Source organism: Actinoallomurus purpureus (genome assembly GCF_024055795.1).
Taxonomy (GTDB): Bacteria; Actinomycetota; Actinomycetes; order Streptosporangiales; family Streptosporangiaceae; genus Actinoallomurus; species Actinoallomurus purpureus.
This window is the reverse complement of the sequence record NZ_JAMXMY010000002.1, coordinates 602,519-627,389: the sequence shown is the minus strand read 5'-3', so window position 1 is coordinate 627,389 and position 24,871 is coordinate 602,519. Positions and strand designations below refer to the sequence as shown.

General features: G+C 71.7%; 25 protein-coding genes. 9 read left to right on the top strand and 16 right to left on the bottom strand.

What is annotated here, in order from left to right; all coding sequences use genetic code 11:
- The first annotated feature begins 220 nt into the window (after window positions 1–220).
- The 3 genes from NE236_RS07690 (at window position 221) to NE236_RS07680 (ending at window position 3,225) form a co-directional block, all read left to right on the top strand.
- Window positions 221–1,723: a sensor histidine kinase gene (locus NE236_RS07690; RefSeq protein ID WP_252841109.1), complete on the top strand. Its 1,503-nt coding sequence runs from the start codon at window positions 221–223 to the stop codon at window positions 1,721–1,723.
- On the top strand, window positions 1,720–2,391 hold the full coding sequence (locus NE236_RS07685; RefSeq protein WP_252841108.1) for a response regulator: 672 nt from the start codon (window positions 1,720–1,722) through the stop codon (window positions 2,389–2,391). The genes NE236_RS07690 and NE236_RS07685 overlap by 4 nt, the downstream gene beginning before the upstream one ends.
- A gap of 486 nt (window positions 2,392–2,877) precedes the next feature.
- The gene (locus NE236_RS07680; protein WP_252841107.1) at window positions 2,878–3,225 is read left to right on the top strand and encodes a hypothetical protein; all 348 of its coding nucleotides are present in this window, start codon (window positions 2,878–2,880) and stop codon (window positions 3,223–3,225) included.
- Window positions 3,226–3,330: 105 nt separating this feature from the next.
- Here NE236_RS07680 and NE236_RS07675 read toward each other — a convergent pair whose 3' ends face one another.
- The 5 genes from NE236_RS07675 to NE236_RS07655 are packed head-to-tail and all read right to left on the bottom strand — an operon-like array spanning window position 3,331 to window position 7,404.
- On the bottom strand, window positions 3,331–4,260 hold the full coding sequence (locus tag NE236_RS07675) for a cation diffusion facilitator family transporter (protein WP_252841106.1): 930 nt from the start codon (window positions 4,258–4,260) through the stop codon (window positions 3,331–3,333).
- 33 nt (window positions 4,261–4,293) lie between these two features.
- Window positions 4,294–5,454: an SIS domain-containing protein gene (locus tag NE236_RS07670; protein ID WP_252841105.1), complete on the bottom strand. Its 1,161-nt coding sequence runs from the start codon at window positions 5,452–5,454 to the stop codon at window positions 4,294–4,296.
- A 1-nt stretch (window position 5,455) separates the two neighbouring features.
- The gene (locus NE236_RS07665; RefSeq protein ID WP_252841104.1) at window positions 5,456–5,629 is read right to left on the bottom strand and encodes a Trm112 family protein; all 174 of its coding nucleotides are present in this window, start codon (window positions 5,627–5,629) and stop codon (window positions 5,456–5,458) included.
- The gene (locus NE236_RS07660; protein WP_252841161.1) at window positions 5,626–6,981 is read right to left on the bottom strand and encodes a phosphomannomutase/phosphoglucomutase; all 1,356 of its coding nucleotides are present in this window, start codon (window positions 6,979–6,981) and stop codon (window positions 5,626–5,628) included. The genes NE236_RS07665 and NE236_RS07660 overlap by 4 nt, the downstream gene beginning before the upstream one ends.
- 60 nt (window positions 6,982–7,041) lie before the next feature.
- Window positions 7,042–7,404, bottom strand: a complete 363-nt coding sequence (locus NE236_RS07655) for a DUF3499 domain-containing protein (protein WP_252841103.1) — start codon at window positions 7,402–7,404, stop codon at window positions 7,042–7,044.
- 190 nt (window positions 7,405–7,594) lie between these two features.
- Between NE236_RS07655 and NE236_RS07650 the strand changes: the two genes are divergently transcribed.
- Window positions 7,595–7,981, top strand: coding sequence for a metallopeptidase family protein (locus NE236_RS07650; RefSeq protein WP_252841160.1), 387 nt, complete (start codon window positions 7,595–7,597; stop codon window positions 7,979–7,981).
- A 232-nt stretch (window positions 7,982–8,213) separates the two neighbouring features.
- Here the strand turns inward: NE236_RS07650 and NE236_RS07645 are convergent, their stop codons facing one another.
- Together NE236_RS07645 and NE236_RS07640 are read right to left on the bottom strand one after the other, a co-directional pair.
- Window positions 8,214–8,477 (bottom strand): WhiB family transcriptional regulator, encoded by a 264-nt coding sequence (locus NE236_RS07645; RefSeq protein ID WP_252841102.1) that lies wholly within the window; start codon window positions 8,475–8,477, stop codon window positions 8,214–8,216.
- Window positions 8,478–8,700: 223 nt separating this feature from the next.
- Window positions 8,701–9,522, bottom strand: a complete 822-nt coding sequence (locus NE236_RS07640) for a hypothetical protein (RefSeq protein WP_252841101.1) — start codon at window positions 9,520–9,522, stop codon at window positions 8,701–8,703.
- 97 nt (window positions 9,523–9,619) lie between these two features.
- Between NE236_RS07640 and cofD the strand changes: the two genes are divergently transcribed.
- On the top strand, window positions 9,620–10,564 hold the full coding sequence (gene cofD, locus NE236_RS07635) for a 2-phospho-L-lactate transferase (RefSeq protein WP_252841100.1): 945 nt from the start codon (window positions 9,620–9,622) through the stop codon (window positions 10,562–10,564).
- Window positions 10,561–11,835 carry a coenzyme F420-0:L-glutamate ligase gene (locus NE236_RS07630; RefSeq protein WP_252841099.1) on the top strand — a complete coding sequence of 425 codons (1,275 nt, stop codon included), beginning with the start codon at window positions 10,561–10,563 and terminating at the stop codon, window positions 11,833–11,835. The genes cofD and NE236_RS07630 overlap by 4 nt, the downstream gene beginning before the upstream one ends.
- An 88-nt stretch (window positions 11,836–11,923) precedes the next feature.
- Here the strand turns inward: NE236_RS07630 and NE236_RS07625 are convergent, their stop codons facing one another.
- Both NE236_RS07625 and NE236_RS07620 read right to left on the bottom strand, forming a co-directional pair.
- A complete protein-coding gene (locus NE236_RS07625) occupies window positions 11,924–12,358 on the bottom strand; it encodes a hypothetical protein (protein WP_252841098.1) in 435 nt (144 codons plus the stop codon).
- A gap of 156 nt (window positions 12,359–12,514) precedes the next feature.
- Window positions 12,515–13,492, bottom strand: coding sequence for a substrate-binding domain-containing protein (locus NE236_RS07620; RefSeq protein WP_252841097.1), 978 nt, complete (start codon window positions 13,490–13,492; stop codon window positions 12,515–12,517).
- Between the two features lie 255 nt (window positions 13,493–13,747).
- Between NE236_RS07620 and NE236_RS07615 the strand changes: the two genes are divergently transcribed.
- On the top strand, window positions 13,748–14,692 hold the full coding sequence (locus NE236_RS07615; protein ID WP_252841096.1) for a C40 family peptidase: 945 nt from the start codon (window positions 13,748–13,750) through the stop codon (window positions 14,690–14,692).
- Window positions 14,693–14,745: 53 nt separating this feature from the next.
- On the opposite strand, the gene NE236_RS07610 is transcribed toward NE236_RS07615, so the two are convergent.
- From NE236_RS07610 to NE236_RS07590, 5 genes are all read right to left on the bottom strand, one after another.
- Window positions 14,746–17,298: a bifunctional FO biosynthesis protein CofGH gene (locus NE236_RS07610; RefSeq protein WP_252841095.1), complete on the bottom strand. Its 2,553-nt coding sequence runs from the start codon at window positions 17,296–17,298 to the stop codon at window positions 14,746–14,748.
- A gap of 57 nt (window positions 17,299–17,355) precedes the next feature.
- Complete coding sequence (locus tag NE236_RS07605; RefSeq protein ID WP_252841094.1) at window positions 17,356–18,258, bottom strand: DNA-3-methyladenine glycosylase family protein; 903 nt, start codon at window positions 18,256–18,258, stop codon at window positions 17,356–17,358.
- Between the two features lie 9 nt (window positions 18,259–18,267).
- A complete protein-coding gene (gene manB, locus NE236_RS07600; protein WP_252841093.1) occupies window positions 18,268–19,350 on the bottom strand; it encodes a mannose-1-phosphate guanylyltransferase in 1,083 nt (360 codons plus the stop codon).
- A gap of 18 nt (window positions 19,351–19,368) precedes the next feature.
- Window positions 19,369–20,496 carry a glycosyltransferase family 4 protein gene (locus NE236_RS07595; RefSeq protein ID WP_252841092.1) on the bottom strand — a complete coding sequence of 376 codons (1,128 nt, stop codon included), beginning with the start codon at window positions 20,494–20,496 and terminating at the stop codon, window positions 19,369–19,371.
- A gap of 67 nt (window positions 20,497–20,563) precedes the next feature.
- Window positions 20,564–21,271, bottom strand: coding sequence for a class I SAM-dependent methyltransferase (locus tag NE236_RS07590; RefSeq protein WP_252841091.1), 708 nt, complete (start codon window positions 21,269–21,271; stop codon window positions 20,564–20,566).
- An 84-nt stretch (window positions 21,272–21,355) separates the two neighbouring features.
- Here NE236_RS07590 and NE236_RS07585 point away from each other — a divergent pair, with 84 nt between their 5' ends.
- Both NE236_RS07585 and trxA read left to right on the top strand, forming a co-directional pair.
- Complete coding sequence (locus NE236_RS07585; protein ID WP_252841090.1) at window positions 21,356–22,303, top strand: lysylphosphatidylglycerol synthase transmembrane domain-containing protein; 948 nt, start codon at window positions 21,356–21,358, stop codon at window positions 22,301–22,303.
- An 89-nt stretch (window positions 22,304–22,392) separates the two neighbouring features.
- Window positions 22,393–22,725, top strand: coding sequence for a thioredoxin (gene trxA, locus NE236_RS07580; protein ID WP_252841089.1), 333 nt, complete (start codon window positions 22,393–22,395; stop codon window positions 22,723–22,725).
- Window positions 22,726–22,785: 60 nt separating this feature from the next.
- Here trxA and NE236_RS07575 read toward each other — a convergent pair whose 3' ends face one another.
- The gene (locus tag NE236_RS07575; RefSeq protein WP_252841088.1) at window positions 22,786–23,934 is read right to left on the bottom strand and encodes a glycosyltransferase family 4 protein; all 1,149 of its coding nucleotides are present in this window, start codon (window positions 23,932–23,934) and stop codon (window positions 22,786–22,788) included.
- Window positions 23,935–23,968: 34 nt separating this feature from the next.
- Window positions 23,969–24,865 (bottom strand): glycosyltransferase family 2 protein, encoded by an 897-nt coding sequence (locus NE236_RS07570; RefSeq protein WP_252841087.1) that lies wholly within the window; start codon window positions 24,863–24,865, stop codon window positions 23,969–23,971.
- Window positions 24,866–24,871: the final 6 nt, after the last annotated feature.

Genomic DNA, 24,871 nt, shown 5'->3' with positions numbered 1-24,871 from the left:
CCAGATGGCCCGGCCCGGACGCCGGCGACCTCGGACCCCCTAGTACGAGAGCGCCGGCGCCTCGTCACAATGCAAAGGTACGCCGCGGATCGCGACCGGTCGTCCCCCGCAAGGATGGGCCCGAGATCGTCCCAGAGGTGGACATCGGGGTCCGAACGACCGAGACGAAATAGCTCTGTGCGGTGAGGCGAACACCTCCGCGGACGGGTGATGATAAAGAGTGACCAGCGATAAGCCTGACTTCCTCCACGAGGCCGGACCGGCGGCGTGGCGCCTGGCCGCGCAGGTCGTGACCGCGGTGGGTCAGGTCCTCCTGTGGATCCTCACCGGGATCGGCCGCCTGCTCCGCCCCATCACGAGCCGCCTCGTCACCGCGCTGTACGGCAGGAGCACGCCTCCCGCCGCGCCTCCGCCCTACGGTGGACCACCTCCGTACGCCTCGCCGGACGGCACTCTGCTGCAACGGCAGCCGCCGAACCCGGCGGGCCCGCCCGCCCCGGCGGCACGGCCGCCCAAGACGCCGCCGCTGCTGCGCTGGGTCCACGCCTGGCGCCGTTTCGGAGAGTCGTGGGCGTACGGGCCGGTGACCGGCGCGATCATCGCCGTGGCGGCCCTGATCGAACTGCCCCTGCACCACCTGCGCGTCGTGAGCCTGCCCGGCGTGTTCGCGCTGGCGGCGACGCTGCCGCTGATGTTCCGCCGGGAGTCCCTGCGGCCGGCGTCGGCGATCGTGCTGGGCGCGCTCGCCGCGAGCCTGCTGTCCGGGCAGCAGGTCCTGCTCATCACGGCCTTCGCCGGGCTGTACACGCTGTACATCCTCGCCCAGCAGCTGCCCCGCCAGTCCACGGGCGTGCTCGGCGTGTGCAGCGTCGTCGCCGTGGGCGTGGTGTACCTCGCCTCCAGCAGCCTCGACGACATCCCCTGGCTCGCCGGGCTCACGGCCGTCATCGCCGCGATCGGGCTGGGCGACGCCCGCCGTACGGTGGAGACCGCCGAGGCCAGCGTGGACGAGGAGCGGGAGCGCAGCAGCGAGACCCTCACGCAGCTCAACGCCGCCCAGCGCGAACAGGCGATCCTGCGCGAGCGCGCCCGGATCGCCCGGGAGCTGCACGACGTCGTCGCGCACTCCGTCTCGATGATCGCCGTACAGGCGGAGACGGCGCCGTACACCATGCGGGAGCTGTCCCCCGAGGCGAAGAAGGGCTTCGGGGAGATCGCCGGGGCCGCCCGGGAGGCTCTCGAAGAGATGCGCCGGCTGCTCACCGTGCTGCGTGCCGAGCCCGGCGTCGAGCCCGAGGTGACGCCGCAGCCGCGGCTGGACCGGCTGGGCGAGCTCATCGACTCGCACCGCGGCGCGGGCGGCGACGCGCGGCTGACGGTGCGCGGCAGCGCCCGCCCCCTGTCCACGACGATCGAGCTGTCGGCGTACCGGATCGTGCAGGAGGCCCTGACCAACGCGCGGCGGCACGCGCCCGGCGCGCGGGTCGACGTCGAACTCGAGTACCAGGGCGACCGGCTGGCGGTCCGCGTCGTCGACAGCGGCGCGACGGCTCCCCCCGCGGCGCCGGACCCGGCCACACGGACCCGGCTCATGGGGCACGGCCTCGTCGGAATGCGGGAGCGGGCGACGATGCTCGGCGGCCGGTTCGCCGCCGGCCCACGACCGGAAGGCGGATTCGCCGTGCAGGCGGACCTTCCGGTAGGCCAGAATCGGCGTTCATGATCCGAGTGCTGATCGTCGACGACCAGACGATCGTGCGGGCCGGTTTCGCCGCCCTGCTCGCCGCCCAGCCGGACATCGACGTCGTCGGGCAGTGCGGTGACGGGCGGGAGGCCGTACGGCTCGCCGAGGCCCACCGGCCCGACGTCGTGCTGATGGACATCAGGATGCCGAAGATGGACGGCATCGACGCCACGAAGCGCATCCTCGCCGACCCGGCCAACGGATCGACGCGCGTACTCATGCTGACGACGTTCGACGTCGACGAGTACGTCTACGAGGCGCTGTCGGCCGGGGCGAGCGGCTTCCTGCTGAAGGACTCGACCGCCGACGACCTGGTGGCCGCCGTACGCGTGGTCGCCCGGGGCGACGCACTGCTGGCTCCGCAGGTGACGGGACGGCTGATCCGGGAGTTCGCACGGCAGCGCCGGGACCAGCCGAAGCCGGCCCCGGCCCTGGCGACGCTGACCGCCCGGGAGACCGAGGTCCTCCAGCTCATCGCCGGTGGCCTCTCGAACGCCGAGATCGCCGCCCGCCTCGTCGTCAGCGAGCACACGGTCAAGACGCACGTCGCCCGCGTCTTCACCAAGCTCGGCCTGCGCGACCGCGCCCAAGCCGTCGTCCTCGCCTACGAGTCCGGCCTGGTCACTCCCGGCGGAGCCACGGAATAGCCGCTACCCCTGTTCCGAAGGCACTCACCGGACTCGCCGAAACTTCCCTCCCCGATCCATTGCACCGCGCGCCGGGCTCCGCACGGTCTAGATCACTCGGATCCATCCGAACCGAGGCCGTCCACGCCCAAAGACACGGACGGTAAACAGCTCAGACAAAGGAGCACGCCATGAGGACGACCACGAAGTCCACGCCGAAGAAGCCGGTCCCCCTCCCGATGCCCGGGCCGGGGGAGCCGCCGACGCCGTGGCCGGGGGCGGTAGCAGGTCGCCGCTTCCTGTCGTAGCCGGTTCACCCAGGTGATCGGGTGACGGTATCGAGCGGGTGCCGCTGACGCGGCCCCTCCCATCACAGCAGCCCTCCGCCGACAGGCGGAGGGCTGCACCTTTTGACGGGTCAGACCGACTATGTGCTTGCCGCCGAGGCTTCGATACGGACGGTTCCCTCCCGAAAGCGTCACTACAAACAGGGAACCTGGAGGAGCCATGCTCCGCGACAACTGGATTACCGTCCGCAACTGGGGCCGCCGCGCCGGCGCAAGGCTGGCCGACCACGGTGAGGCGGTCCTGGACAGGATCGAGTCGGGGGTTTACTACCTGGCGCTCGCGCTCGAATGGCTGATCGTGCGCCTCGTCGGCGTGGCAGCCTGCGTCGGCGTGATCTACTTCACCATCAATTCCGTGCCCGACCTCCGCGACGGGTTCGCGAACGGGATCGACTTGCGGACGACGCTGCTGGTGACTGTCCGGCTGCTCGCCGTCGCCAACTACGTGGCGATCATCTGGGACGTCCTCCACGTGATCCGACGTGACCACACAACCGGCGGCGTGTGACCGGGATCGACTCGGTCGTCCGCCCCGACCAATCACCGCCGACCCCACACCGTGGGGTCGGCGGTCTCCGTTTCGCGGGCGATCGCCGTGGAGTGTCCCCGGGGTCTACGGTGCTTTCGGCACGCCGGAGCGATCGAGGTCGGGTTCGAGGTAGATGTGGCGGGCCATCGGGACGGCGGCGCGGATGCGTTTCTCGGCGGCGTCGATGGCCCTGGCCACCTCGCCCGCCGTGTCGTCGTGGGTCACCGCGATCTTCGCGGCGACGAGCAGCTCCTCCGGGCCGACGTGCAGGGTGCGCAGGTGGATGACGCGGTCGACCTCGTCGACCGACTCCAGCTCCGTCACGATCTGCTTCTCGACGTCGGTGGCGGCCGCCTCGCCGATGAGCATGCTCTTGGTCTCGACGGCCAGCACGATCGCCACGAACGCCAGCAGCACGCCGATGGCCATGGAGCCGACGCCGTCCCAGATCCCGTTGCCGGTGATCACCGCCAGGGCCACGCAGACCAGGGCGATGACCAGGCCGACCAGGGCGGCGAAGTCCTCCAGGATCACGATCGGAAGCTCGGGCGCCTTGGCCTGGCGGATGTAGGACGCCCAGCTCTGCTCGCCACGCGTCCGGCCGGCCTCCTTGATGGCCGTGCGGAACGAGAAGCCCTCGAGCAGGATCGCGAAGATCAGCACGCCGAACGCCCAGACCGGGTCGTCGACGTCGTGCGGGTCGACGACCTTGTGCCAGCCCTCGTACAGCGAGAACAGGGAACCGACGGTGAACAGCACGACCGCGACGATGAAGGCGTAGAAGTAGCGCTCGCTGCCGTAGCCGAACGGGTGTTCGCGGTCCCTGGCCCGCTTGGCCCGCTTGCTGCCGAGCAGCAGCAGCGCCTGGTTGCCCGAGTCGGCGACCGAGTGCACCCCCTCGGCCATCATCGATGCCGATCCGGTGAACGCGAATGCCACGAACTTCGCAGCCGCGATGCCGAGGTTCGCCGCGAGTGCCGCGATGATCGCCTTGGTTCCGCCTTCAGCACTCACGGTCGCTCCTGTCCGTCGCGCGGCCGGTGTTACTCACGTGGTCCTCTCTTCGGGTTCCCCGGTGGTCGCCGACGGATCGACGCCGACCGCCAGGGCCAGATAGACACTGATGTAGTCGATGTGCGCGATGAGCCCGGCGAGCCGCTCCAGAGGATGCGTACCCCTCGTCGTCAGCTCTACGACGGGGACGGCGCGGTCGCGGGCGAACTCGGCGGCGATCTCCCGCCGCCGGGTCACCTGCGGGTGCTCCTCGACGTCGTGGACGAGCACCAGAGACAGCAGCGTCGGCTCCGGGTCGTCGACCCGATCGCGGAAGAAGTCGTCCTCGTCGGCGGCTCCGGCGGCTCCGGTGGCCCCGGCGGCTCCGACGACGAACGGGCCGTCGAAGATCGCCGCCTGGTCGTGCCAGGCCGCCGGCAGCTCACCGTGGACGGCGGGATGGCCGGCGTTGGCCGCGAGCTGGCTGGCGAACCGGCGGGCGGCCGCGCCGGTCAGCGGCGAGGTGCCCCAGATCACGGGCATGGAGCCGGCGATCTCCAGGGCGACCTGCTTGCCGGGGTTGACGAACGCCTCACTCGCCGGGCGGCACTGGTGGCTCATCTCCTCCAGGACCACGGCGGTCCGCTCCAGCGTCTCGCGCGTGACGTCGGCCAGCCCGAGCGCCCGCGCGGCCAGCAGCAGCGGAACCGTCAGGCCCCACAGCATGGCGCGTTCGGGACCGGCCGCGTGCACCGGCACGAACGGCACGCCGGCCTGAACGGCGATGTCGGCCAGCGGCGACCCGGGGGCGCCGACGCAGAGCAGGCGACAGCCCCGGCGCACGGCCTCGACGGCGGCCGTCAGGGTCTCCTCGGCGCCACCCGACCCGGACACGGCGATGACCACGTCGGCCGCGCCGACCCAGCCGGGCAGCCGGTGGCCTCGTACGGTCGAGATGGGCACCGGGCACCCCTGCCCGCAGACGGCCGCCAGCACCTCTCCGGCGAAGCCGGAGCCACTGGTGCCGACGATCACGAGGGCACGGGGCCGGCCGCCCTGGGCGATCCGCTCGACGTCCGCCTCGGCGGTGTGCAGCTGGGCCTCGCGGACCTGCGCCGCGGCCGAGGCGACGCGCCGCAGCATGTCGCCCGGATCGGCGGCCGCCAGCGCCTCGGGGTCGTCGAGGCGGCCGGGGTCGGCCTCGACAGGACGCATGTCAGGCCGGGGTCCGTGCCTCGTCGACCAAGAGGACCGGGATGTCGTCGCGCACCGGGTAGGCGTACTTGCACGTCCCGGTGCAGACGAGCTCGTCGGTGGCTTCGTCGGCCTTCAGCTCGCCCCGGCAGTTGGGGCAGGCGAGGATCTCCAGCAGCCAGTCGTCGATCTTCAACTGTCTTCCTTTCGGACGATGGCGAGGACTTCGTCGCGCATCGCGGACATGGTCTCGGGGTCGGTCGCCTCGGCGTTGAGGCGGAGAAGGGGCTCGGTGTTGGACGGGCGGAGGTTGAACCACCAGTCGGCGTGCGCGACGGTGAGGCCGTCGAGCTCGTCCACGGTCACACCCGGGCGTCCCGCGAACTCCGCGCGCACCCGGGCCGTCGCGGCCTCCTGCTCGGCCACCTCGGAGTTGATCTCGCCGGACGCGGTGTACGGGCTGTAGGCGGCGAGCAGCGCGGACAGCGGACGGTCCTGCTCGCCGAGCGCGGCCAGGACGTGCAGCGCGGCGAGCATCCCGGAGTCGGCGAACCAGAAGTCGCGGAAGTAGTAGTGGGCGGAGTGCTCGCCGCCGAAGACGGCACCGCTCTCGGCCATCGTCTGCTTGATGAACGAGTGCCCGACGCGGGTGCGGACGGGCTCGCCGCCGTGCGCACGGATGATCTCCGGCACGGCCCGCGAGGTGATCAGGTTGTGCACGATCCGCGCGCCGGGATGCTTGGCCAGCTCCCGTACGGCGACCAGGGCGGTGATCGCCGAGGGGGTGACCGCCTCGCCGCGCTCGTCGACGACGAAGCAGCGGTCGGCGTCGCCGTCGAAGGCCAGGCCGATGTCGGCGCCGTGCTCGCGCACCGCCGCCTGCAGGTCCCGGAGGTTCTCCGGCTCGATCGGGTTGGCCTCGTGGTTGGGGAACGTGCCGTCGAGCTCGAAGTAGAGGGGGACGAGGTCGATCGGCAGGCCGTCGAACACGCTCGGCACCGTGTGACCGCCCATGCCGTTGCCGGCGTCGACGACGACCTTGAGCGGGCGGATGCCCGACAGGTCGACGAGGGAGCGCAGGTGGGAGGAGTACCCCGGCAGCAGGTCGAGCCGGCGGACCGAGCCGGCCGGGCCGTCGTGGGCGGGGACGCCCTCCTCCACCAGCCGGCGGATCTCCTCGAGCCCGGTGTCGCGGCCGATCGGCCGGGCGCCCTCCCGGCACAGCTTGATCCCGTTGTACTTGGCCGGGTTGTGGCTGGCGGTGAACATCGCGCCGGGCAGGCCGAGACTGCCGCTGGCGTAGTAGAGCAGGTCGGTGGAGCCCAGACCCGCCTCCGTCACGTCGGCGCCCTGGGCGGTGGCGCCCCGCGCGAACGCCGCGGACAGCGGGCCCGACGAGGTGCGCATGTCGTGGGCGGTCACGATCGCCGTGGCGCCGGTGACGCGCACGAAGGCGGCGCCCGCCGCCTCGGCGGTCGCCTCGTCGAACTCATAGGGCACGATCCCCCGGACGTCGTACGCCTTGAAGATCTTGGCCAGGTCGCCCACTCGCGCCCCCCTGCTCACGGCCCGTCGTCGTATTGCCGCCCTGAGCCTACCGGGAGCGGATCAGGGCTTGCGGGGCGTGTCCGAGCGGAGCACCCGCAGATGGCCTCGACGGCCGACCTCGACGCCCTGCCCGACCGGCTCCTGCCGGGGCGTGGCGGGTTTGGCGGCCTCGCGGACGGCGTTGGCCAGCGCCTCGAGGTCGTCACTGGTCGGCTCGGACTCTTCGGCGGGCAGGCGGACGAGCTCCCAGCCGACGGGGGCGGTCAGGCGCTCGGCGTGCTCGGCGCAGAGGTCGTAGCAATGGGGCTCGACGTACGCTGCCAGCGGGCCCAGAACAGCGGTCGAGTCGGCGTAGACGTACGTGAGCGTGTAGACAGCAGACTGCTTGCACGCGGTGCGGGAGCAGATGCGGACGGGGCTCACGACGGGAACGTATCTCCTCCTGCCGTACCCGCGCCACTATCCTCACTTCGTGTCGCCGTATTTCCGACGCGCGACCGCATAACGGATCTTTGTGCGAGGGGCGGCCAGGCCAGGTCCGGACTATGCTCAAGGAGTGCGATCCCGGGTGACACGCTCTAGCACACGCCGCCGCGACCGCCGTGGCCGCGGGATGCGCGGACCGCTCGCGCCGCCCGAGGTGCCGATCTCCCGCTCCCGGGCCGAGCGCTTCGACGATCTGGTCCGCGAGGAGGCGCGCCGTCTCGAGCAGCGCTGGAGCCACGAGCTGGCGGGTGTGGAGTTCGCCGTCGAAGAGGTTCCGCCCGTCGAGTCGTGGGCGGACCCCGCCGAGCCGATTCCCCTCGGGCGCCTGCTGCCCGCCGCGGACGACAGGCCGGCGCGGATCGTGGTGTACCGGCGGCCGGTGGAGGCGCGGGGCGGCGACGACGAGCGCGACCGTGCCCGGCTGGTCCGTGACGTGGTCGTCGAGGAGGTCGCGGATCTGCTCGGGCTGGCGCCGGAGTCCGTCGACCCGACCTACGACTCTCGCGACGAGTGAGGCGGCTCAAGCGGCGCTTTGACGCGAGTCGGCCGGCTCAGAGTCGGCCGGCTCAGAGTCGCTCGGCTCAAGAGACCTTCAGGCACCGAATCCCCCCGATCGGCCCATAACGACCGCAATCGGCCAGCCTCGTCCGGCAGGCCCCCCGGGGGCCCGCCGGACCGCGTCGAGCCGTCCGGCAGGACCCCGGGTGAACGATCACCGCGGGCGTCGCACACCGCGCGCGTGGGCCTCAGCTCGCCTCGCGCTTGAGCTTCCGGCGCTCACGTTCGGACAGACCTCCCCAAATACCGAATCGCTCATCGTGCCCAAGCGCATATTCCAAGCATTCCGCCCGCACCTCGCAGGCACGGCACACTTTCTTGGCTTCACGGGTCGAGCCACCCTTTTCCGGAAAAAACGCTTCCGGGTCAGTCTGCGCGCACAGGGCGCGCTCCTGCCAGCCCAACTCTTCGCCGTCTGCACCGTGCGTCAGCGGGATGAGCACTTCGCTCACAGACGCACCTCCTCGCCCCGTGGAGTCCCCCCCTGGTCACCTTCCCCGACTGAGTCCCCCGGGAAGGCAGAACTACACCGATGAAATTACACGCGTGTCTGACCAGCGGCGTCAAGCCGAATGGGCACGGAACGGTGCGCCGCAGCTAAAAAAGCCGCGCTGACCTGCGAAGACGGTAGCCACTACGCAGAATCATTCAGTTATGCCTTTCTGCCGCCGCCGACTACTCCGGAGGCCGGTACGGGTCGCCCGGGGGCGATTGGTCCGACTCGCCGGATCCCGACGGCGCCTCCTTCGGCGCCGGCACGTCCGAACTGCCGTAGGCACGCGTCCACTCACCCTCGCTCTGCCCGGCCGGCTGCCCCGACGAAGGCTGCGCTGGTGGCTGCTGAGGGTAGCCCGGCTGGCCGTACCCCTGCTGGGGAAAGGGCGGCTGCTGACCATACGATTGCTGGCTCTGTGGCTGCCCATAAGGCGCCTGCGGCTGCGCGTACGGCTGCTGCTGCCCGTACGCCGGGCCGTACGGCGACGCCGGCTGGCCGTATCCCTGCTGCGGGTACTGCGGCGCGACCGGCCGGGGCGCGAACGACTGGAAGGTCGAGAAGGCGTAGAAGGCCCCGACCCCGACCACGGCGAGCTTCGCGATGCCGTACAGGAACATCGCGAGCTTCGCGCTGACCGCCACGTCCAGGATGACGCCCGGGCTGCCGGCGCCCGCGGCGAGGCCGGCGAGGATCGCGATCACCTCGAACAGCGCGATCGCGCCGAGCAGGATCGCCCCGGCCAGCGCGACGTTGCGGGCCTGAGGGGTGGGAGCGCCACCGAGCCGGGACGTCAGCGCCACCGCGACCACGACCAGCCCGACGATGGCGACCGCCGTGAAGAAGTTGTCGTAGGCGACGAAGTTGTAGGCGCGGTACGTGAACCCCGTGCCGCCGCTGCCCGTGAAGAGACTGATCAGTCCGCTGACCAACTGCAGAAAGACCGAACCCAGGAGAACCCAGGCGCCTGGTTCTCGTAGCCGCTGCGCGGCGTCATTGTTCACGCGTTACTCCCTGTGAGTGTTCGAATCCACGCCAGCTTCGCACACTGACCCACGGCCCGTGGCGTCCACCGCTCCCCGGAGTGCCAGACTTGTCCGCATGCGCATCGTGGCACTCGCGGGCGGAATCGGGGGAGCCCGTTTCCTGCGCGGACTGAGGCAGGCCGCCCCAGAGGCGGACATCACCGTTATCGGCAACACAGGCGACGACATTTCACTGTTCGGGCTACGAGTCTGTCCCGACCTCGACACCGTGATGTACACCCTCGGCGACGGCATCAACGAAGAGCAGGGGTGGGGGCGCGCGGACGAGCGATTCACGATCCGCGAGGAGCTGGCCGCGTACGAGATCGGGCCCTCCTGGTTCACCCTCGGCGACCGTGACTTCGGGACGCACATCGTGCGCACGCAGATGCTCGACGCCGGGTATCCGCTGTCGGCCGTCACCGCGGCGCTGTGCGACCGGTGGAAGCCCGGTGTGCGCCTGCTGCCGATGAGCGACGACCGGGTGGAGACCCACGTCGTCATCGAGGACGCCGAAGGCCGGCGCGCCGTCCACTTCCAGGAGTGGTGGGTGCGGCTGCACGCGCAGGTCGCGGCCCGGTCCATCGTGGCGGTCGGCGCCGAGGACGCCAAGCCCGCCCCCGGCGTGCTCGAGGCCCTGGACGCCGCCGACCTCGTGATCCTCCCGCCGTCCAACCCGGTCGTCAGCGTCGGCACGATCCTGTCCGTGCCGGGCATCCGCCCGGCGGTCGCGGCCAAGACCGTGGTGGGCGTCTCCCCCATCATCGGCGGCGCGCCCGTACGCGGCATGGCCGACGCGTGCCTGACCGCGATCGGCGTGGAGACCTCCGCCGGTGCGGTGGCGGCGCACTACGGGCCGGACCTGCTGGACGGCTGGCTCGTCGACACCGCCGACTCCGTCCTCGAGGGCGACCTGAACGGCATCGCGGTCCGCTCCCGGCCGCTGCTGATGACGGACGTCGACGCCTCCGCCGACATCGCCCGCGCCGCCCTCGACCTCGCCACGGAGCTCCGCTCATGAGTACTCACTACGAGGTGTTCGGCGTCGGCGGCCTTCCCGAGGTGCGGGAGGGCGACGACGTCGCGGCGCTGATCGCCGGGGCCGGGCTGCGGGACGGCGACGTCGTCGTCATCACCTCCAAGATCGTCAGCAAGGCGGAGGGCCGGATCCTGGTCGCCGACGACCGGGAGAAGGCGATCGACGCGGAGACCGTACGCGTGGTGGCCCGCCGGGGTGCCACGCGCATCGTGGAGACCCGTCAGGGCCTGGTCCTGGCCGCGGCCGGCGTCGACGCCTCCAACACCGAGCCGGGCACCGTGCTCCTCCTTCCGGAGGACCCGGACGCGTCGGCGCGCCGGATCCGCGCGCGGCTCCGGGAGCTGGCCGGGGTCCGCGTCGGCGTGATCGTCTCGGACACGCTCGGCCGGCCGTGGCGACTGGGCCTGACCGACGCCGCGATCGGCGCGGCCGGCATCCCGCCGCTGGACGATCTGCGGGGCCGCGTCGACACGTACGGCAACCGGCTCGACGCCACGATGACCTCGATCGCCGACGAGATCGCCTCGGCGGCCGAGCTGGTGAAGGGAAAGCTGGCAGGCGTCCCGGTCGCGGTCGTCCGCGGCCTGGACGGCCTGGTGACCGAGGAGGACGGGCCTGGGGCGCGGGCCCTCGTCCGCTCGCCCGACGAGGACATGTTCCGGCACGGCTCCGCGGACGTCCTGGCGGCCCGCCGGACCGTACGGGAGTTCGGACCGGAGCCGGTGGACCCGGCCGCGGTCCGCCGGGCGGTGGCCGCCGCGATCACCGCGCCCGCCCCGCACCACACGACGCCCTGGCGGTTCGTGCTCGTCGAGGAGAACAAGGACCGGCTGCTGGACGCCATGCGGGACGCCTGGACCGCCGACCTGCGCGGCGACGGCTTCAGCGAGGAGTCGATCGCCCGGCGGCACAAGCGCGGCGACGTGCTGCGCCGCGCCCCGTACCTCGTCGTGCCGTGCCTGGTGACCGACGGCGCGCACGACTATCCGGACGCGCGCCGCTCCCGCGCCGAGCGCGAGATGTTCCTCGTCGCCATGGGCGCGGGCGTGGAGAACCTCCTCGTCGCGCTGGCCGTCGAGGGCCTGGGCTCCTGTTGGGTGTCCAGCACGCTGTTCTGCGCCGACGTGGTGCGCGAGGTGCTCGACCTGCCGGCGACCTGGGACCCGATGGGCGCGGTCGGCATCGGCCACCCCGCCGCTCCCCCGCGCGACCGCCCGCCCCGCGACCCGCAGGACTTCATCCTGCGCCGCTGACCCACCGCACGTGACGCCGTGGGTCTCCGTGGCCGGAGGAGCCACGGGGACCGACGGCGGCCACGCGGACGGACCTGCGCCGGCTCGGTCAGTTATTCGAGCAGAGCTTGTAGGACTTTCCGACCCGGGTCACTCCGTCGAGGCGGTACTCGGTGTGCACGTACTGTCCGCACGGGAGGCTGTAGGCGTTATCGGTGCTGTAGTACTTGAAGCCCGTAACGACCTTCACCTTTACGGCCTTTCTTTGCACCGGGTACCACCCGGTCTTCGCCGTGCGCTTGTAGAGCCGGATGGCGATGATCTTGCCCTTGCAGAGTTTCGGGTCGGCGACATAGACCTGTGCCTTGACGTCACGCCACTTCTTACTGGTCTTCTTGATGGAGGCCCGGCCGCTGACCTTCTGCCAGCACGCCGCACGCTGGATACGGGGGGAAGCGTGATCGGCGGACGCGGCGTGCGCGGGCACTCCGGACGCCAGCACGCCGGCGACGCCGAGCGCCCCGGCGACGATCAGTCTGCGCATGGTTCGTTCTCGCTTTCGATGGAGGGCTTGATCCACGGCCGGCGAAGAACCGTTCCGGCCAGAAAAATGATCTTGGTGAAGCCGGAACCACGACAGACCGAGCGGAGGCCGCCGGTCGTCTCTCCGGTGAAGTGTGGATGAATCCTCGGTCGCGGTTCAGGCGCGCATGGCGGCGGCCACCTGGGCCGGGGTCGGATTCGGGAGGATCTTGGGGAGGGTCTCGCGGAGGCCGAGGCGGGTGGCTTCACGGGCGTCGAGGCGGCCGTCCGTCGTACGGAAGCCGTGCCACTGGAAGATGTCGAGGGCCTGGCGCGCCCGCAGGGCCCAGCGGAACGCGTCGACGGCCTGGGCGCGCAACGGGTCGGGGGTCACCGCGACGAACGGGTGGTCGAGGAGGAGGGTTCCGTCCTCGGGGACGATGACCGCCGCCGGGTTGGGCCGGTGCGTGTCGTTGTAGGCGACGACCGACTGTTCCGAGGCTGCGACGAGAGGACGGCGGAGGTCGGCCAGTCCGGCGAAGGAGGCGTAGAGCCGGGCCGGATCCGGGTCGCGCGGGACGGTGACGGTGCCGACGGTGGCACGGACGGCGAGGGTGACGGCGGCGCCGGCGGCGTTGCGGGCCGGGTCGAGGGCGCGGACCGACGCGTGCAGGGGAGCGTCCTTCAGGAGGCGCCAGCCGGCGGTGACGCCGCCGTCCCGCAGTTCGGCGGCGACGGCACGTGGTGCGGCGATCACCACGGGTGACGCGGCGAGGGGGGTGCCCGGAGTGATCGTCCGGGCACCGGCGGCCCGTGCGCGATCGAGCCACATCGACGAGTCGGGCACCCAGGCGTCCGCTCCGGCCGGGTCGCCCTTCGCCAGCGATCGGGCGACCGATCCCGGATCCCGCGCCTCGATCTCGATCTGAGCGCATCTCCCCCCGATCTCGTGGGGCTGCACGTTGAACCGGGCGGCGATGTCGGCGAGCGCGGGAGTGATGTCCGGGGCCGCCACCACGCCGACCTGCAGGGTCTTCCCCTGGCAGGCCTGCGGGCGGTCGCGCAGGAGGTAGACGCCGGCGGACAGGCCGGCGAGGAGGAGCACCGCGCCGACGACCAGCAGACGGATCCGGGGATCTCTCCTGCTCACGGCCATGATCCGGAGGATAGTACGTCCGGCGAAAAGCGCCCTTAAATGCCCGTTTATTACCTTTACCTTGCTTTAACCATCAATGCAGATTTACGAGCGGTTTTCGTGTTAGCCAGTACCTGCTTACTTTGCGTGACGTTATGTGTCCGATTAAGTCGGGTTTGTGAAAAACATGAATTACTCCCCGCTACCTGTCATGATCACTGACCGCAAGCCCCCCGACCAGCGCGGCCTCGAGCCGCGCCAGGAGAGGACCCGCTAATGACAACCAGACGACTCCTCGTCAACGGCCTGAGCGTCGCCGCCGTCTCCGTCGGCATCGCGGCACTCAGCGGTTGCTCGTCGTCGCACGTGCAGTCCACGTCGGCCAGCAAGAAGGTGACCGTCCACAACTTCGTGGCGGCGGACAACCTGGACGGACGCGCGGGCAAGTCGCTCAACGCGAAGACCGTCAAGGTCGACCAGTACAAGAAGGGACAGAAGGTCCCCGTCGTCTGCCAGGACCCGGGCGAGTTCGCCTACGGTTCCGCCATCTGGGACAAGACCACCGCCGGCACCTGGGTGACCGACGTCTACGTGAAGACCGGTCACACCGGGTACGCCACGGGCGTGCCCCGGTGCAGCACCGGCACGTCGGGCACCGGCGGTGGCAGCACGAGCTCGGGTGGCAACACCCCGGGCGCCAGCAACTGCTACAGCAGCGCGGCCGTGCACGGCCGGAACAACGGCACCTCCGGCTCGCGCGTCGGGTCGGCCAGCGCCCGCATCAATCGGGTGATCTCGATCGCGACGGCGGAGACCAAGAAGGTCCGCAGCTACTCGTGGGGCGCGGGCGGCAAGGGCGGCGCGTCCTGCGGCATCTCGTCCCTGAGCCCGGGCGGCTACGCCGACTACCGGCGGTACGGCTTCGACTGCTCCGGCCTGACGCTGTACGCCTTCTACAAGGGCGCGGGCATCGACATCGGCGCCGACACCACCCAGCAGTACAGCCGGGGCCCGAAGAAGAGCTGGTCGTCGCTGCGCAAGGGCGACCTGATCTTCTGGGGTAGTGGTGACAACATCTACTCCACGACCCACGTGGCGCTCTACATCGGCAACAACAAGATCATCGAGGCGGCGCCGCCTCGCGCCTCGCACAGCGTGCACATCACGACGCTGTACGGGTCGGGACGGCACACCGCCCACGTCGTGCGCTTCATCCAGTAGGTGACGACGCGGCGGACAGGGTGCCGGACCACCCTGTCCGCCCCCAAGAACCCTCAGTGGGCCAGGGGCAGGAACCGCCCGACGCCGTCCGTCGCCAGCGCCGCCGCGCGGCGCTCCTCCGGCACCGGACCGTACAGCGTGGTCCGCTGCCGCGCCGGACGCCCGGCCCGCGCGGCCAGCCCCTCCAGGGCCGACATGGTCTTGAACGAGCCGTTCTCCGACCCGGCCATCCGGCTGATCGTCTCCTCCATGAGCGTGCCGCCTAGATCGTTGACGCCACCCTGAAGGACCTGGGCGCACAGCTCGTTCTCGAGCTTCACCCACGAGCACTGGATGTTGGCGATCGCCCCGTGCAGGAGGATGCGGGCGAGGGCGTGCACCGCGCGGTTCTCCCGGCTGGTCGGCCCGGTTCGCGCCAGGCCTGCGAGGTAGATCGGCGCGTTGTGGTGGACGAACGGCAGCAGGACGAACTCGGTGAAGCCGCCGGTGCGCTCCTGGATCGAGCGGATCAGCTTCAGGTGGGCGACCCAGTGCGCGGGCGTGTCCACGTGGCCGTACATCATCGTCGAGGTGGTCGGCAGGCCGATCTCATGGGCGGTCGTGACCACCTCGACCCACGCGGAGGTCGGCAGCTTGCCCTTCGTGAGCACCCAGCGCACGTCGTCGTCGAGGATCTCGGCGGCCGTGCCGGGCAGCGAGTCGACCCCCGCCGCCTTGGCCTCGACGAGCCAGTCCCGGATGGACAGGTCCGTGCGGGCCGCACCGTTGACCACCTCCATCGGGCTGAAGGCGTGCATGTGGAGGTCCGGCGCCCGCCGCTTCACCTCGCGGGCGAGGTCGAAGTAGGCGGTGCCCGGCAGGTCCGGGTGGATGCCGCCCTGCATGCACACCTCGGTCGCCCCCGCGGCCCAGGCCTCGTCGACCCGCTGCCCGACCTGCTCGATCGACAGCGTGTACGCGTCGGCGTCCGTGCGGCGCTGGGCGAACGCGCAGAACCGGCAGCCGGTGTAACAGACGTTGGTGAAGTTGATGTTGCGGGTGACGACATAGGTGACCTCGTCACCGACGGCGTCGCGGCGCAGGTCGTCGGCGAGCCGGGCCAGGGCGTCCAGCTCGGGGCCGTCGGCGTGCAGCAGCGCGAGCGCGTCCTGGTCCGACAGCCCGGCCGGGTCGCGCTCGGCGGCCCGGAGCGCCGCCGCGACGTCGGCGTCGAACCGCTCCGCGGGCCGGATCCGCGTGCCCACCTCGGACCAGTCGCCGTACACCTCGTCGAAGTCGTCCCGGCGGTCCTTCGTACGGCCCTCGGAGTCGATGGCGACGTGCAGGTCGACCCGCCCGGCCTCGCCCCAGCTGCCGTCCGGCTCCTGCCAGGGACGGCCCTCGGGGCGTGCGTCCTCGCGGGCCAGCCCGTCGGGACCGGCGAGCGCGGCGACGTGGGCGGCGAGGCGGGGATCGAGCCAGGACTCTCCGCGCCGGACGTACTCGGGGTAGATCGTCAACCGCTCCCGCAGACTGAAGCCGCTGTCGGCGGTTCGGGCGGCGAGCTCGTCGATCTGCGGCCAGGGCCGTTCGGGGTTGACGTGGTCGGGCGTCAGCGGTGACACGCCGCCCCAGTCGTCGATGCCCGCGCGCAGCATCAGGGCGTACTCGGAGTCGACGAGGTTCGGCGGGGCCTGCACGCGCGCCTTCGGCCCCAGGACGACGCGGGTCACGGCGATGGTGGCGGCCAGCTCCTCCAGGTCGGCGTCGGGCGTGGCGCGCATCTTGGTGTCCGGCTTGGCGCGGAAGTTCTGGACGATGATCTCCTGGATCCCGCCGTACTCCCGTGCGACCTTCCGGATCGCGAAGATCGACTCGGCGCGGTCGCGGACCGTCTCGCCGATGCCGATGAGGATCCCCGTCGTGAACGGCACGTTGGACCGGCCGGCGTCCTCCAGCACGCGCAGGCGTACGGCCGGGTCCTTGTCCGGGGAGCCGAAGTGCGCGCCGCCCTTCTCCTCGAAGATCCGCCGGGACGTCGTCTCCAGCATCATGCCCATCGACGGGGCCACCGGGCGCAGCCGCTGCAGGTCCCGCCAGCTCATGACGCCCGGGTTGAGGTGGGGCAGCAGCCCGGTCTCCTCCAGAACGCGGATCGCCATGGCGCGCACGTAGGACAGCGTGTCGTCGTAGCCGTGCGCGTGCAGCCACTCGCCGGCCTGCTTCCAGCGGTCCTCCGGCCGGTCGCCGAGGGTGAACAGCGCCTCCTTGCAGCCCAGCTCGGCGCCCTGGCGGGCGATCTCCAGGACCTGGTCGGGACCGAGGTACGGCGCGTCGAGGCGGCCGGGCACGGTCGCGAACGTGCAGTAGCCGCACCGGTCGCGGCACAAACGCGTCAGCGGGATGAAGACCTTGCGGCTGTAGGTGATCACTCCGGGCCGGCCGGCGGCCTCCAGGCCCGCGTCGCGGACGCGCGCGGCGTACGACAGGAGCGTCTCCAGGTCCTCGCCGCGCGCGTGCAGCAGCACCTCGGCCTCGGACACGTCGAGTGACTTGCCGTCGCGCGCCCGGGCGAGCGAGCGGCGGAGGGCGGTGGGCGAAGGCGCCGAGGCGGCGAGATCACTCATGCTGGCAACATACGCCCGGTCTGCACTGGTTATTCCCACTGCCCCCGCCCTCCGGCGTCAGAAGCGCCGGTAGTCCCGGACCGGCATCCGCGGCCCGCGCCGTGGCGGAGCGGCCCCCGACAGCTCCAGCATGCGCGTCACGCGGTACCGGTGCCCGGCGTACGGCGCGAGCAGCTCGAGCATGCCCGCGTCGTCGACCTTCCGGCCGGTCAGGGCCCATCCGACGATGCCCGGGATGTGATAGTCGCCGACCGAGACCGCGTCGGCGTCGCCCAGGGCCCGCTGCCGCACCTCCGCCGAGGTCCACACGCCGACGCCGTTCAGCGAGCGCAGCCGCCGGTCCGCCTCCCGCGTGTCGTCGACCTCCAGCCGGCTCGCCACCCGTGCGGCGCCGATGATCGTACGGGCCCGGACCGCCTCGATGCCCGACTTGTGCCACTCCCAGGACGGGATGGTGACCCAGGTCCGGGGCGCGGGCGGCACCCGCAGGTCCAGCGGTCCGGGCGCGGGCTCACCGAACCCGTGCAGAAGGTAGCGCCAGGCCCGCCAGGCCTCCTTGCCCACCACCTTCTGCTCCAGGACCGCCGGGACGAGGGCCTCGAAGACGTTGCGGGTGCGGCCGATGCGCAGGTGCCGCAGGCGCACGGCCGCCCGGCGCAGGACCTCGTGCTCCGGCCGGAACGACGCCGGATCGTCGGCCGCGCCCAGCAGCTCCGGCACGCCGTCCAGCAGCCAGGACGCTCCCGGCCCCCACGCCTCGGCCTCGATCTCGCCGCCGCGCGCCAGCAGACGCAGCGTGCCCGGCCCGTCCGGGGTCATCGACGCCCGCCACACCGCCCCGTCGGGTGTGATCGCGAAGGCCGGGTCGCCGGAACCCCGGCGGTGCGGCGCCAGCGTCAGCCGAACGTCGACCGGCCACGGCGGCCGCCACGTCCGGGTGCCGGCGTCGCGAGTGAGCACGACAGTCTCTCAAACGTCGGCGGAGAAGCGCACGGCCGTCTCCGGCAGCTGGACGCCGGGCCACAGGCGCACCCCGTCGCGCAGCTCGTTGCCCGGCCCGACCATCGCGCCGTCGCCGATGACGGCCTCCTCCACGACCGCGCCCGCGCAGATCCGCGCGCCCCGGCCGACCACCGAACGCGACACCCGCGCCCCGTGCTCGACGATGGCCCCGTCGAACAGCACGCTGGACTCCACGGTCGCACCCGACTCGACCACGGCCCCGGCGCCGACGGTCGTACCGCCGGACACGGCGGCCTCAGGGGCCACCACCGAGCCATTGAGGAACAGCACGCCCCCGCCCGCGCCCACGGTGGACGACTCCATCCGGCCGAGCACCAGGTCGCAGGAGCCCTGGACGAAGGCGGCCGGCGTGCCGACGTCGAGCCAGTACGCACCCTCGACGTACCCCATGATCGTCTCACCGGAGGTGAGCAGCTCGGGGAACGTCTCGTACTCCACCGACACCACCCGGCCGGTGGGGATCGCGTCGATCGCGGACCGGCGGAAGACGTAGCAGCCGGCGTTCACCTGGTTGGTCGGCGGGTTCGGGGACTTCTCCACGAACGCGATGACCTTGCCCTCCGAGGTCGTCGGCACCGCGCCGTAGCGGCGCGCGTCGGAGACCAGGGTCAGGTGCATGGTGACGGCCGCGTCCGACTTCTCGTGCATCGCGACCTGCGACACCAGGTCGTGGCCGGACAGAATGTCGCCGTTGAGCACGACGACCGGGCTGTCGGAGTCACAGGTCAGTTTCGTGGCGGCGTTGCGGATGGCGCCGGCCGTGCCCAGCGGCTCCTCCTCGGTGACGTAGACCAGCTCCAGGCCGAACCGCGACCCGTCGCCGAACGCCTCGGTGAACATCGCGGCGCGGTAGGACGTGGCGAACACGATGCGGCGGATGCCCGCCGCACTCGCCTTGCGCAGCTGATGCTCCAGCAGCGGCACCCCGGCCGTCGGCAGCAGTGGCTTCGGCGTCGAGATCGTGAGCGGCCGCAGCCGCGTGCCCTTACCGCCGACCAGCAGAATCGCTTCCAGGGTGCCCCTCCTCATCGGTACCGGCCAGCAACCTTACTGTTCGACGGCGCGCTGATACGCCGCCAGATGGGCCTCGGCGGATGCCGCCCACGTGAATTCTCGGGAACGCGCGTGCGCCGCCTCGGCGAGCAGTCCGCGCCGCTCCGGGTCGTCGATCAGCGCGCGCAGCGCCACGGCGATGTCCTCGGCGTCGGGCTCGGTGTAGGCGACGGCGTCGCCGCCGACCTCCGGCAGCGATGCCCGGGGGGTCGTCAGCACGGTCGCGCCGCAGGCCATCGCCTCCAGGACCGGCAGACCGAACCCCTCACCCCGGCTCGGCAGCGCCACCGTCAGCGACCCGCCGAAGAACCCAGGCAACGACGGCCACGGCAGGTAGCCCGGCCGGAGCAGCCGCATGCGGGACGGAACGTCGGCCAGCGCGGCGTCCAGCTCGTCGTCCCATCCGCCGCTGCCGGCCAGGACGAGCGCGGGCGGGATCTCCAGGTCGGCCGTCGCCTCGACCCAGCCGCGGATGAGGTTCGGAGCGTTCTTCCGCGGCTCGAGCGCGCCGAGGAACGCGATGTAGGAACGCCCGTGCAGGCCGAGCCGGTCGGAGACGCGCCGCCGCTCCTCCTCGGTGGGCGGATGGAAGATCGTGTGATCGACGCCGTGGTAGGCGACGTCGATCCGCGTCGGGTCCGCGCCCAGCAACCGGACGATCTCGTCGCGAGTCGCCTTCGACGGAACGATCACCCGGGTCGCGCGTCGCGCCGCCGTACGCGTCGCCGACCTGATGAACGTCGTCTTGACCGGATTGTGCGCCTCCGGATCGGTGAAGTACGCCATGTCGTGGACCGTCGCGACGGTCGGCAGGCCCGGACGCAGCGGGATCGAGTAGTACGGCGCGTGAATGAGGTGCGCGCCGACCTGCTGCGCGATGAGCGGCAGGCCCGTCTGCTCCCAGGCCAGGCGCGCCTGGCGGTGCGCGATGGCGGTCGGGCCGGCGACGACCCGCGCCTTCGGCGCCAGCCGGCCGTACCGCTCTTCGTCCGACCGCTGGCAGACGACGGCCAGATCGGCGTCCGCGCGGTGCAGCGCGCCGATCAGCCCGTCGACGTAACGCCCGAGCGCGCCGCGGTCGGCGGCCACGGCGGTCGCGTCGACAAGCACACGAGGCACCACGGTGTCGCCCCCTCCGTCCGGTTTCCCCGTGGGAAGCCTACGCCGATCGATCGCCGACAGGGGGACGTCACCCGTTCTTGCGCGCCCTGATGAGAACGATGCTGCCACGATCGTTGGGACTGCGCCGGTCGGCGAGCGCGACCAGCGGCGCGAGCGGCGCGGCGGCGTTGAACCCCATCCGGCCGCCGTACGCCGACAGGGAGAGGTAGAGACGCTCGGTCGCGCGGGTGCGGAACTGGTAGGAGTAGTCGGCGAGCTCCATGCCGCGGTCGGCCAGCAGCTCCCCGAGGCTCTCGTGGGTGTAGGTGTGCTGCACGTGGTACTTCGCGCAGTGCGCCTCGCGCAGCTTGGGCCAGTCGCGTGACCGGCTGAGCACGTCGGCGGACATGAACAGCTCGCCGCCGGGCTTCAGGATGCGCGACATCTCGTCGAGTGCCTTGCCGCCGTCGTCGAAGTGCTCGATCGCGCACACCGACAGCAGGGCGTCGAAGCTGCCGTCGGCGAAGGGCAGCCGCAGCGCGTCGCACTCGATCAGGGCCGGCGGGTGCTTCAGGGTCTGCCCGTACAGCATCTTGCCGCGCGCAAGGTCGATCGAGACCGCCTGCGCGCCGCGCTTGCGGGCCTGCCCGGCCCAGTAGCCGTCGCCGCCGGCCACGTCGAGCACCCGCTTGCCGCGCAGGTCGTCGCCCATCCAGCGCAGGAGGGTCCCGGCCTCGCGGAAACGGCACACGTGCACCTGATGGCCGACGAAGGCCTTCGCGTCGTTGAGTTTCATCGCGTCCTTACTCTACGGCCCCGCCGGGGCGCGTACCCGCTGATCACCGAGTGTTCACCGGGGCGTACCGACTAGTCTGGCCGCGTGATCTCCCGCCTGCGAGCGAGCCGCCTCGCGCGCGTCGCCCTCGTCGTCGCCGCGCTGGGCTTCTGCGGCTACGGACTGTTCGCCCGCTGGGACGACACGCGGCACGCGGTGACCGAGCTGTCCTGGCCGTACGTCGGCGCCGCGCTCGCAGCAGGGGTGCTCGGGCTCGGCGCGTGGATGCTCGCCTGGCGCCGCCTGCTGGCCGGCCTGGGCTCGCCGCTGCCCCTGCGGGCGGCCGTGCGGGTTTACTTCGTCTCCCAGCTCGGCAAGTACATCCCCGGGTCGGTGTGGGCACTCGTCGCCCAGATGGAGCTGGCCAAGGAGCACCGGGTGCCGCGCGAGCGCGGCGCGAGCGCCGGCGTGCTGTCGATGGCCACGACGGTCGCCACCGGCTGCGCGGTCGCCACCGTGACGCTGCCGTTCACCTCGCCGGACGCGACGCACCGCTACTGGTGGCTGCTCGTCCTCGCGCCGCTGTTCCTCGCGATGCTGCATCCCCGGGTGCTGGCGTTCGCGCTGAACCGCGCGCTGCGGCTGGCACGGCGGCAACCCCTGGCCCGCACCGCCGGGCTCGGCACGATGGCGCGGGCGGTCGCCTGGACCGCGCTGGGCTGGCTCCTGTTCGGCGCGCACACCTGGCTGCTCGTGCGGGCGGCGGGCGGGCACGGGTTCTTCCTCGCCACCGGGGCGTACGCCCTGGCGTTCACCGCGGGGTTCATCATCGTCATCGCTCCCGGCGGCGTGGGCGTGCGGGAGGCCGCGCTGACCGTGACGCTCGGGCCGGTGCTGCCGGCGGCCGGCGCGCCGCTGGTCGTCGCGCTCGCCTCCCGCGTCGTCCTGACCGTCGCCGACCTCGCGTGGGCGGGCGCCGCCGTCCTCCTCGGCACCCGGCACCCCGTGCTCGTCGAGGACGACGTCGAGCCGGTGGCGGGCCCGGTCGACTAACCTCTCCCCGCTGGAATATCGCCAGGTCCACCGGCCTTGTGATCGGTGTTGACCGACGCCGCACACGCGGCGTACCGGAAGGAGAGACAATGGCTCCCGTGGCCGAGCCCATCACCGTGACCGACAAGACGTTCGACCAGGACGTCCTGAAGAGCGACACGCCCGTGCTGGTCGACTTCTGGGCGTCGTGGTGCGGCCCGTGCCGCATGATCGCGCCGGTCCTGGACGAGATCGCCGGCGAGTACGCCGGCAAACTGAAGATCGCCAAGCTCGACTACGACGCGAACCAGTCGACCCCGGGCAAGTACAACGTGCTCGGGCTGCCGACCCTCCTGCTGTTCAAGGACGGCGAGGTCGTCGAGCAGATCACCGGCGCCAAGCCGAAGCGCGCCCTCCTCAAGGCGATCACCCCGCACCTCTGAGGTCCCGCGCGGAATGGGCGCCGCGAGTCCGGCCGTTCATTCCGCGCGGGCTCTGAGGTCTCAGGCCGATCGCTCCTCGCCGCCGGCGCCGCTCCCGACGAGCGGGCCGGCCGTGAGGAGCTGTTCGAGGTAGGAGGCCCAGTGCGGCTCGGAGTCGACGGGCCGCACGCCCGCCCGCAGCCGCGCCGGCTCGCCCGGCGCGTAGAACCGGCGCAGGGCGTCGGCGAGCGAGTCGACGTCGTCGGCCTCGCACAGCACCCCGTCGACGCCCTCGCGGACGTGATCGGCGAGGGTGCCGGCGCGCGTGGCGATGACCGGGATGCCGTGCTCGTAGGCCATGAAGACGTTCTGTGAGGCCGTGGCGGTGCGGTAGGGCAGGACGAGGGCGTCGGCGCGGGCGAACAGCTCCGGGACCTCGGCGGCCGGCACGTATCCGGGCCGCAGCTCCACCCGGTCCTCCAGCCCGAGCGAGGAGATCAGGCCGCGGACCTCCTCGGCGCCGCCCCAGAACTCCCCGGCGACGGTCAACGCGACGTCGTCCATCCGCGCGAGCGCCCGCAGCAGCACGTCCAGGCCCTTGTACGGCCGGACCATGCCGAAGAACAGCAGGCGCTGCCACGGGCCCTCCGGCGCGCCCGTGAAAACGGGCGTCCCATGGGGAGGCGTCGGCAGGTGCGCGGGCAGCACCGCCGTGCGCACCGGGGTGCCCGGTGCCAGGTCGCGGGCGAGCTGCGCCTGCTGGGCGGAGTGCACGAGGGCGCCGTCGACGCGCTTCAGCAGCCGCCGCATGAGCGGCACGTCGTACGGCTTGCGCTCATGCGGCAGAACGTTGTGGCAGAGCGCGATGACACGGGGTCCCGACGCCTCCTCGCGGGCGCCCAGGCCGACCAGCATGCCGAGGTAGGCCGGAACCTGCACGGGCGAGAGTACGACGAGGATGACGAGGTCCTGGGAGCGCAGCCGGCGGCCGATGCGCAGCCAGCCGTCCGGGCGGTACCAGGCCAGCGTGTGCCGGGTGCCGGGGTACGGCTCGCCCTCCGGGGTCGCGATCGTCTGCTCGCCCGGGTAGAGGAAGGAGGGGTACTGCGCCTTCCACGACTCCAGCGTCACATCGTGCCCGGCGGCGGCCAGCCGGTGCGCCAGCTCGGTCGTGTGGTGGGCGCCGCCGCCCTTGTACGGGAACGCGGGCCCGACGATCGCGATCTTCACGGTCGGCCCCGCCTTCCCGTCACGCCGCTCGGGCTCACGTGTCTCCCCGCGATCGCACGATCAGGTCGGCCAGCAACGCCATCGACGCGATGATCAATCCGGTCACGAAGATCAGCACAGTGTTGATCGCGAACCGCAGCGGGTGCAGGACCATGTCGAGGATGCCCTTGGCCACGCCGAGTCCCAGGAGCCACAGTGCGAGCGGCATCAGGACCTTGAGCGGGTTGAAGTACATCACCATCCGCAGCACCTGCAGGATGTAGCGGTACGCGTCGTGCACGAAGTGGAACTTCGAGCTGCCGGCCCGCTTGGCATAGTCGATCGGCACGTAGCGGACGTCGTGCTGGTTCGACAGGAACGCCAGCGTGATCGTCGTGACGCACGAGAATCCCGGCGGCAGCAGCTTGAGGTACGGCTCGGCGACGTCCTTGCGGAACGCCCGCAGGCCGGAGTTCAGGTCGGGGATCTTCTGCCCGGCGAGCACCTCGGCCGTCTTGCGGATGAACCACTTGGCCGGCACCCGCAGGAACTTGTGGGTGCCCTCCTCGGTGGTGCGGGCGCCCACGACCTGGTCGACCGTCGGGTCCTGGTCGAGGATGTCGACCAGCTCGGGGATGCGTTCGTTCGGATAGGTCATGTCGGCGTCGGTCCAGACGACGATGTCACCCCGGGCCTGCTGGGAGCCGATCCGCCGGACGGTGCCCGACCCGCCGTTGCGGTGGAACGGCACGACCTGCATGTTGGGGTAGTGCGGCGCCGCCTGCTCGAGCCGGGCCAGTGTGTCGTCGGTCGAGCAGTCGTCGACGGCCAGCAGCTCGTAGGTCTGCCCGCTGGCGTCCATCGCCTTGCAGATGCGCTCGACCTCGTCGATGACGTGGTCCTGCTCGTTGTAGCACGGCAGAACGATCGTCACATGGGGCGTGGTAGTCACGCCCGG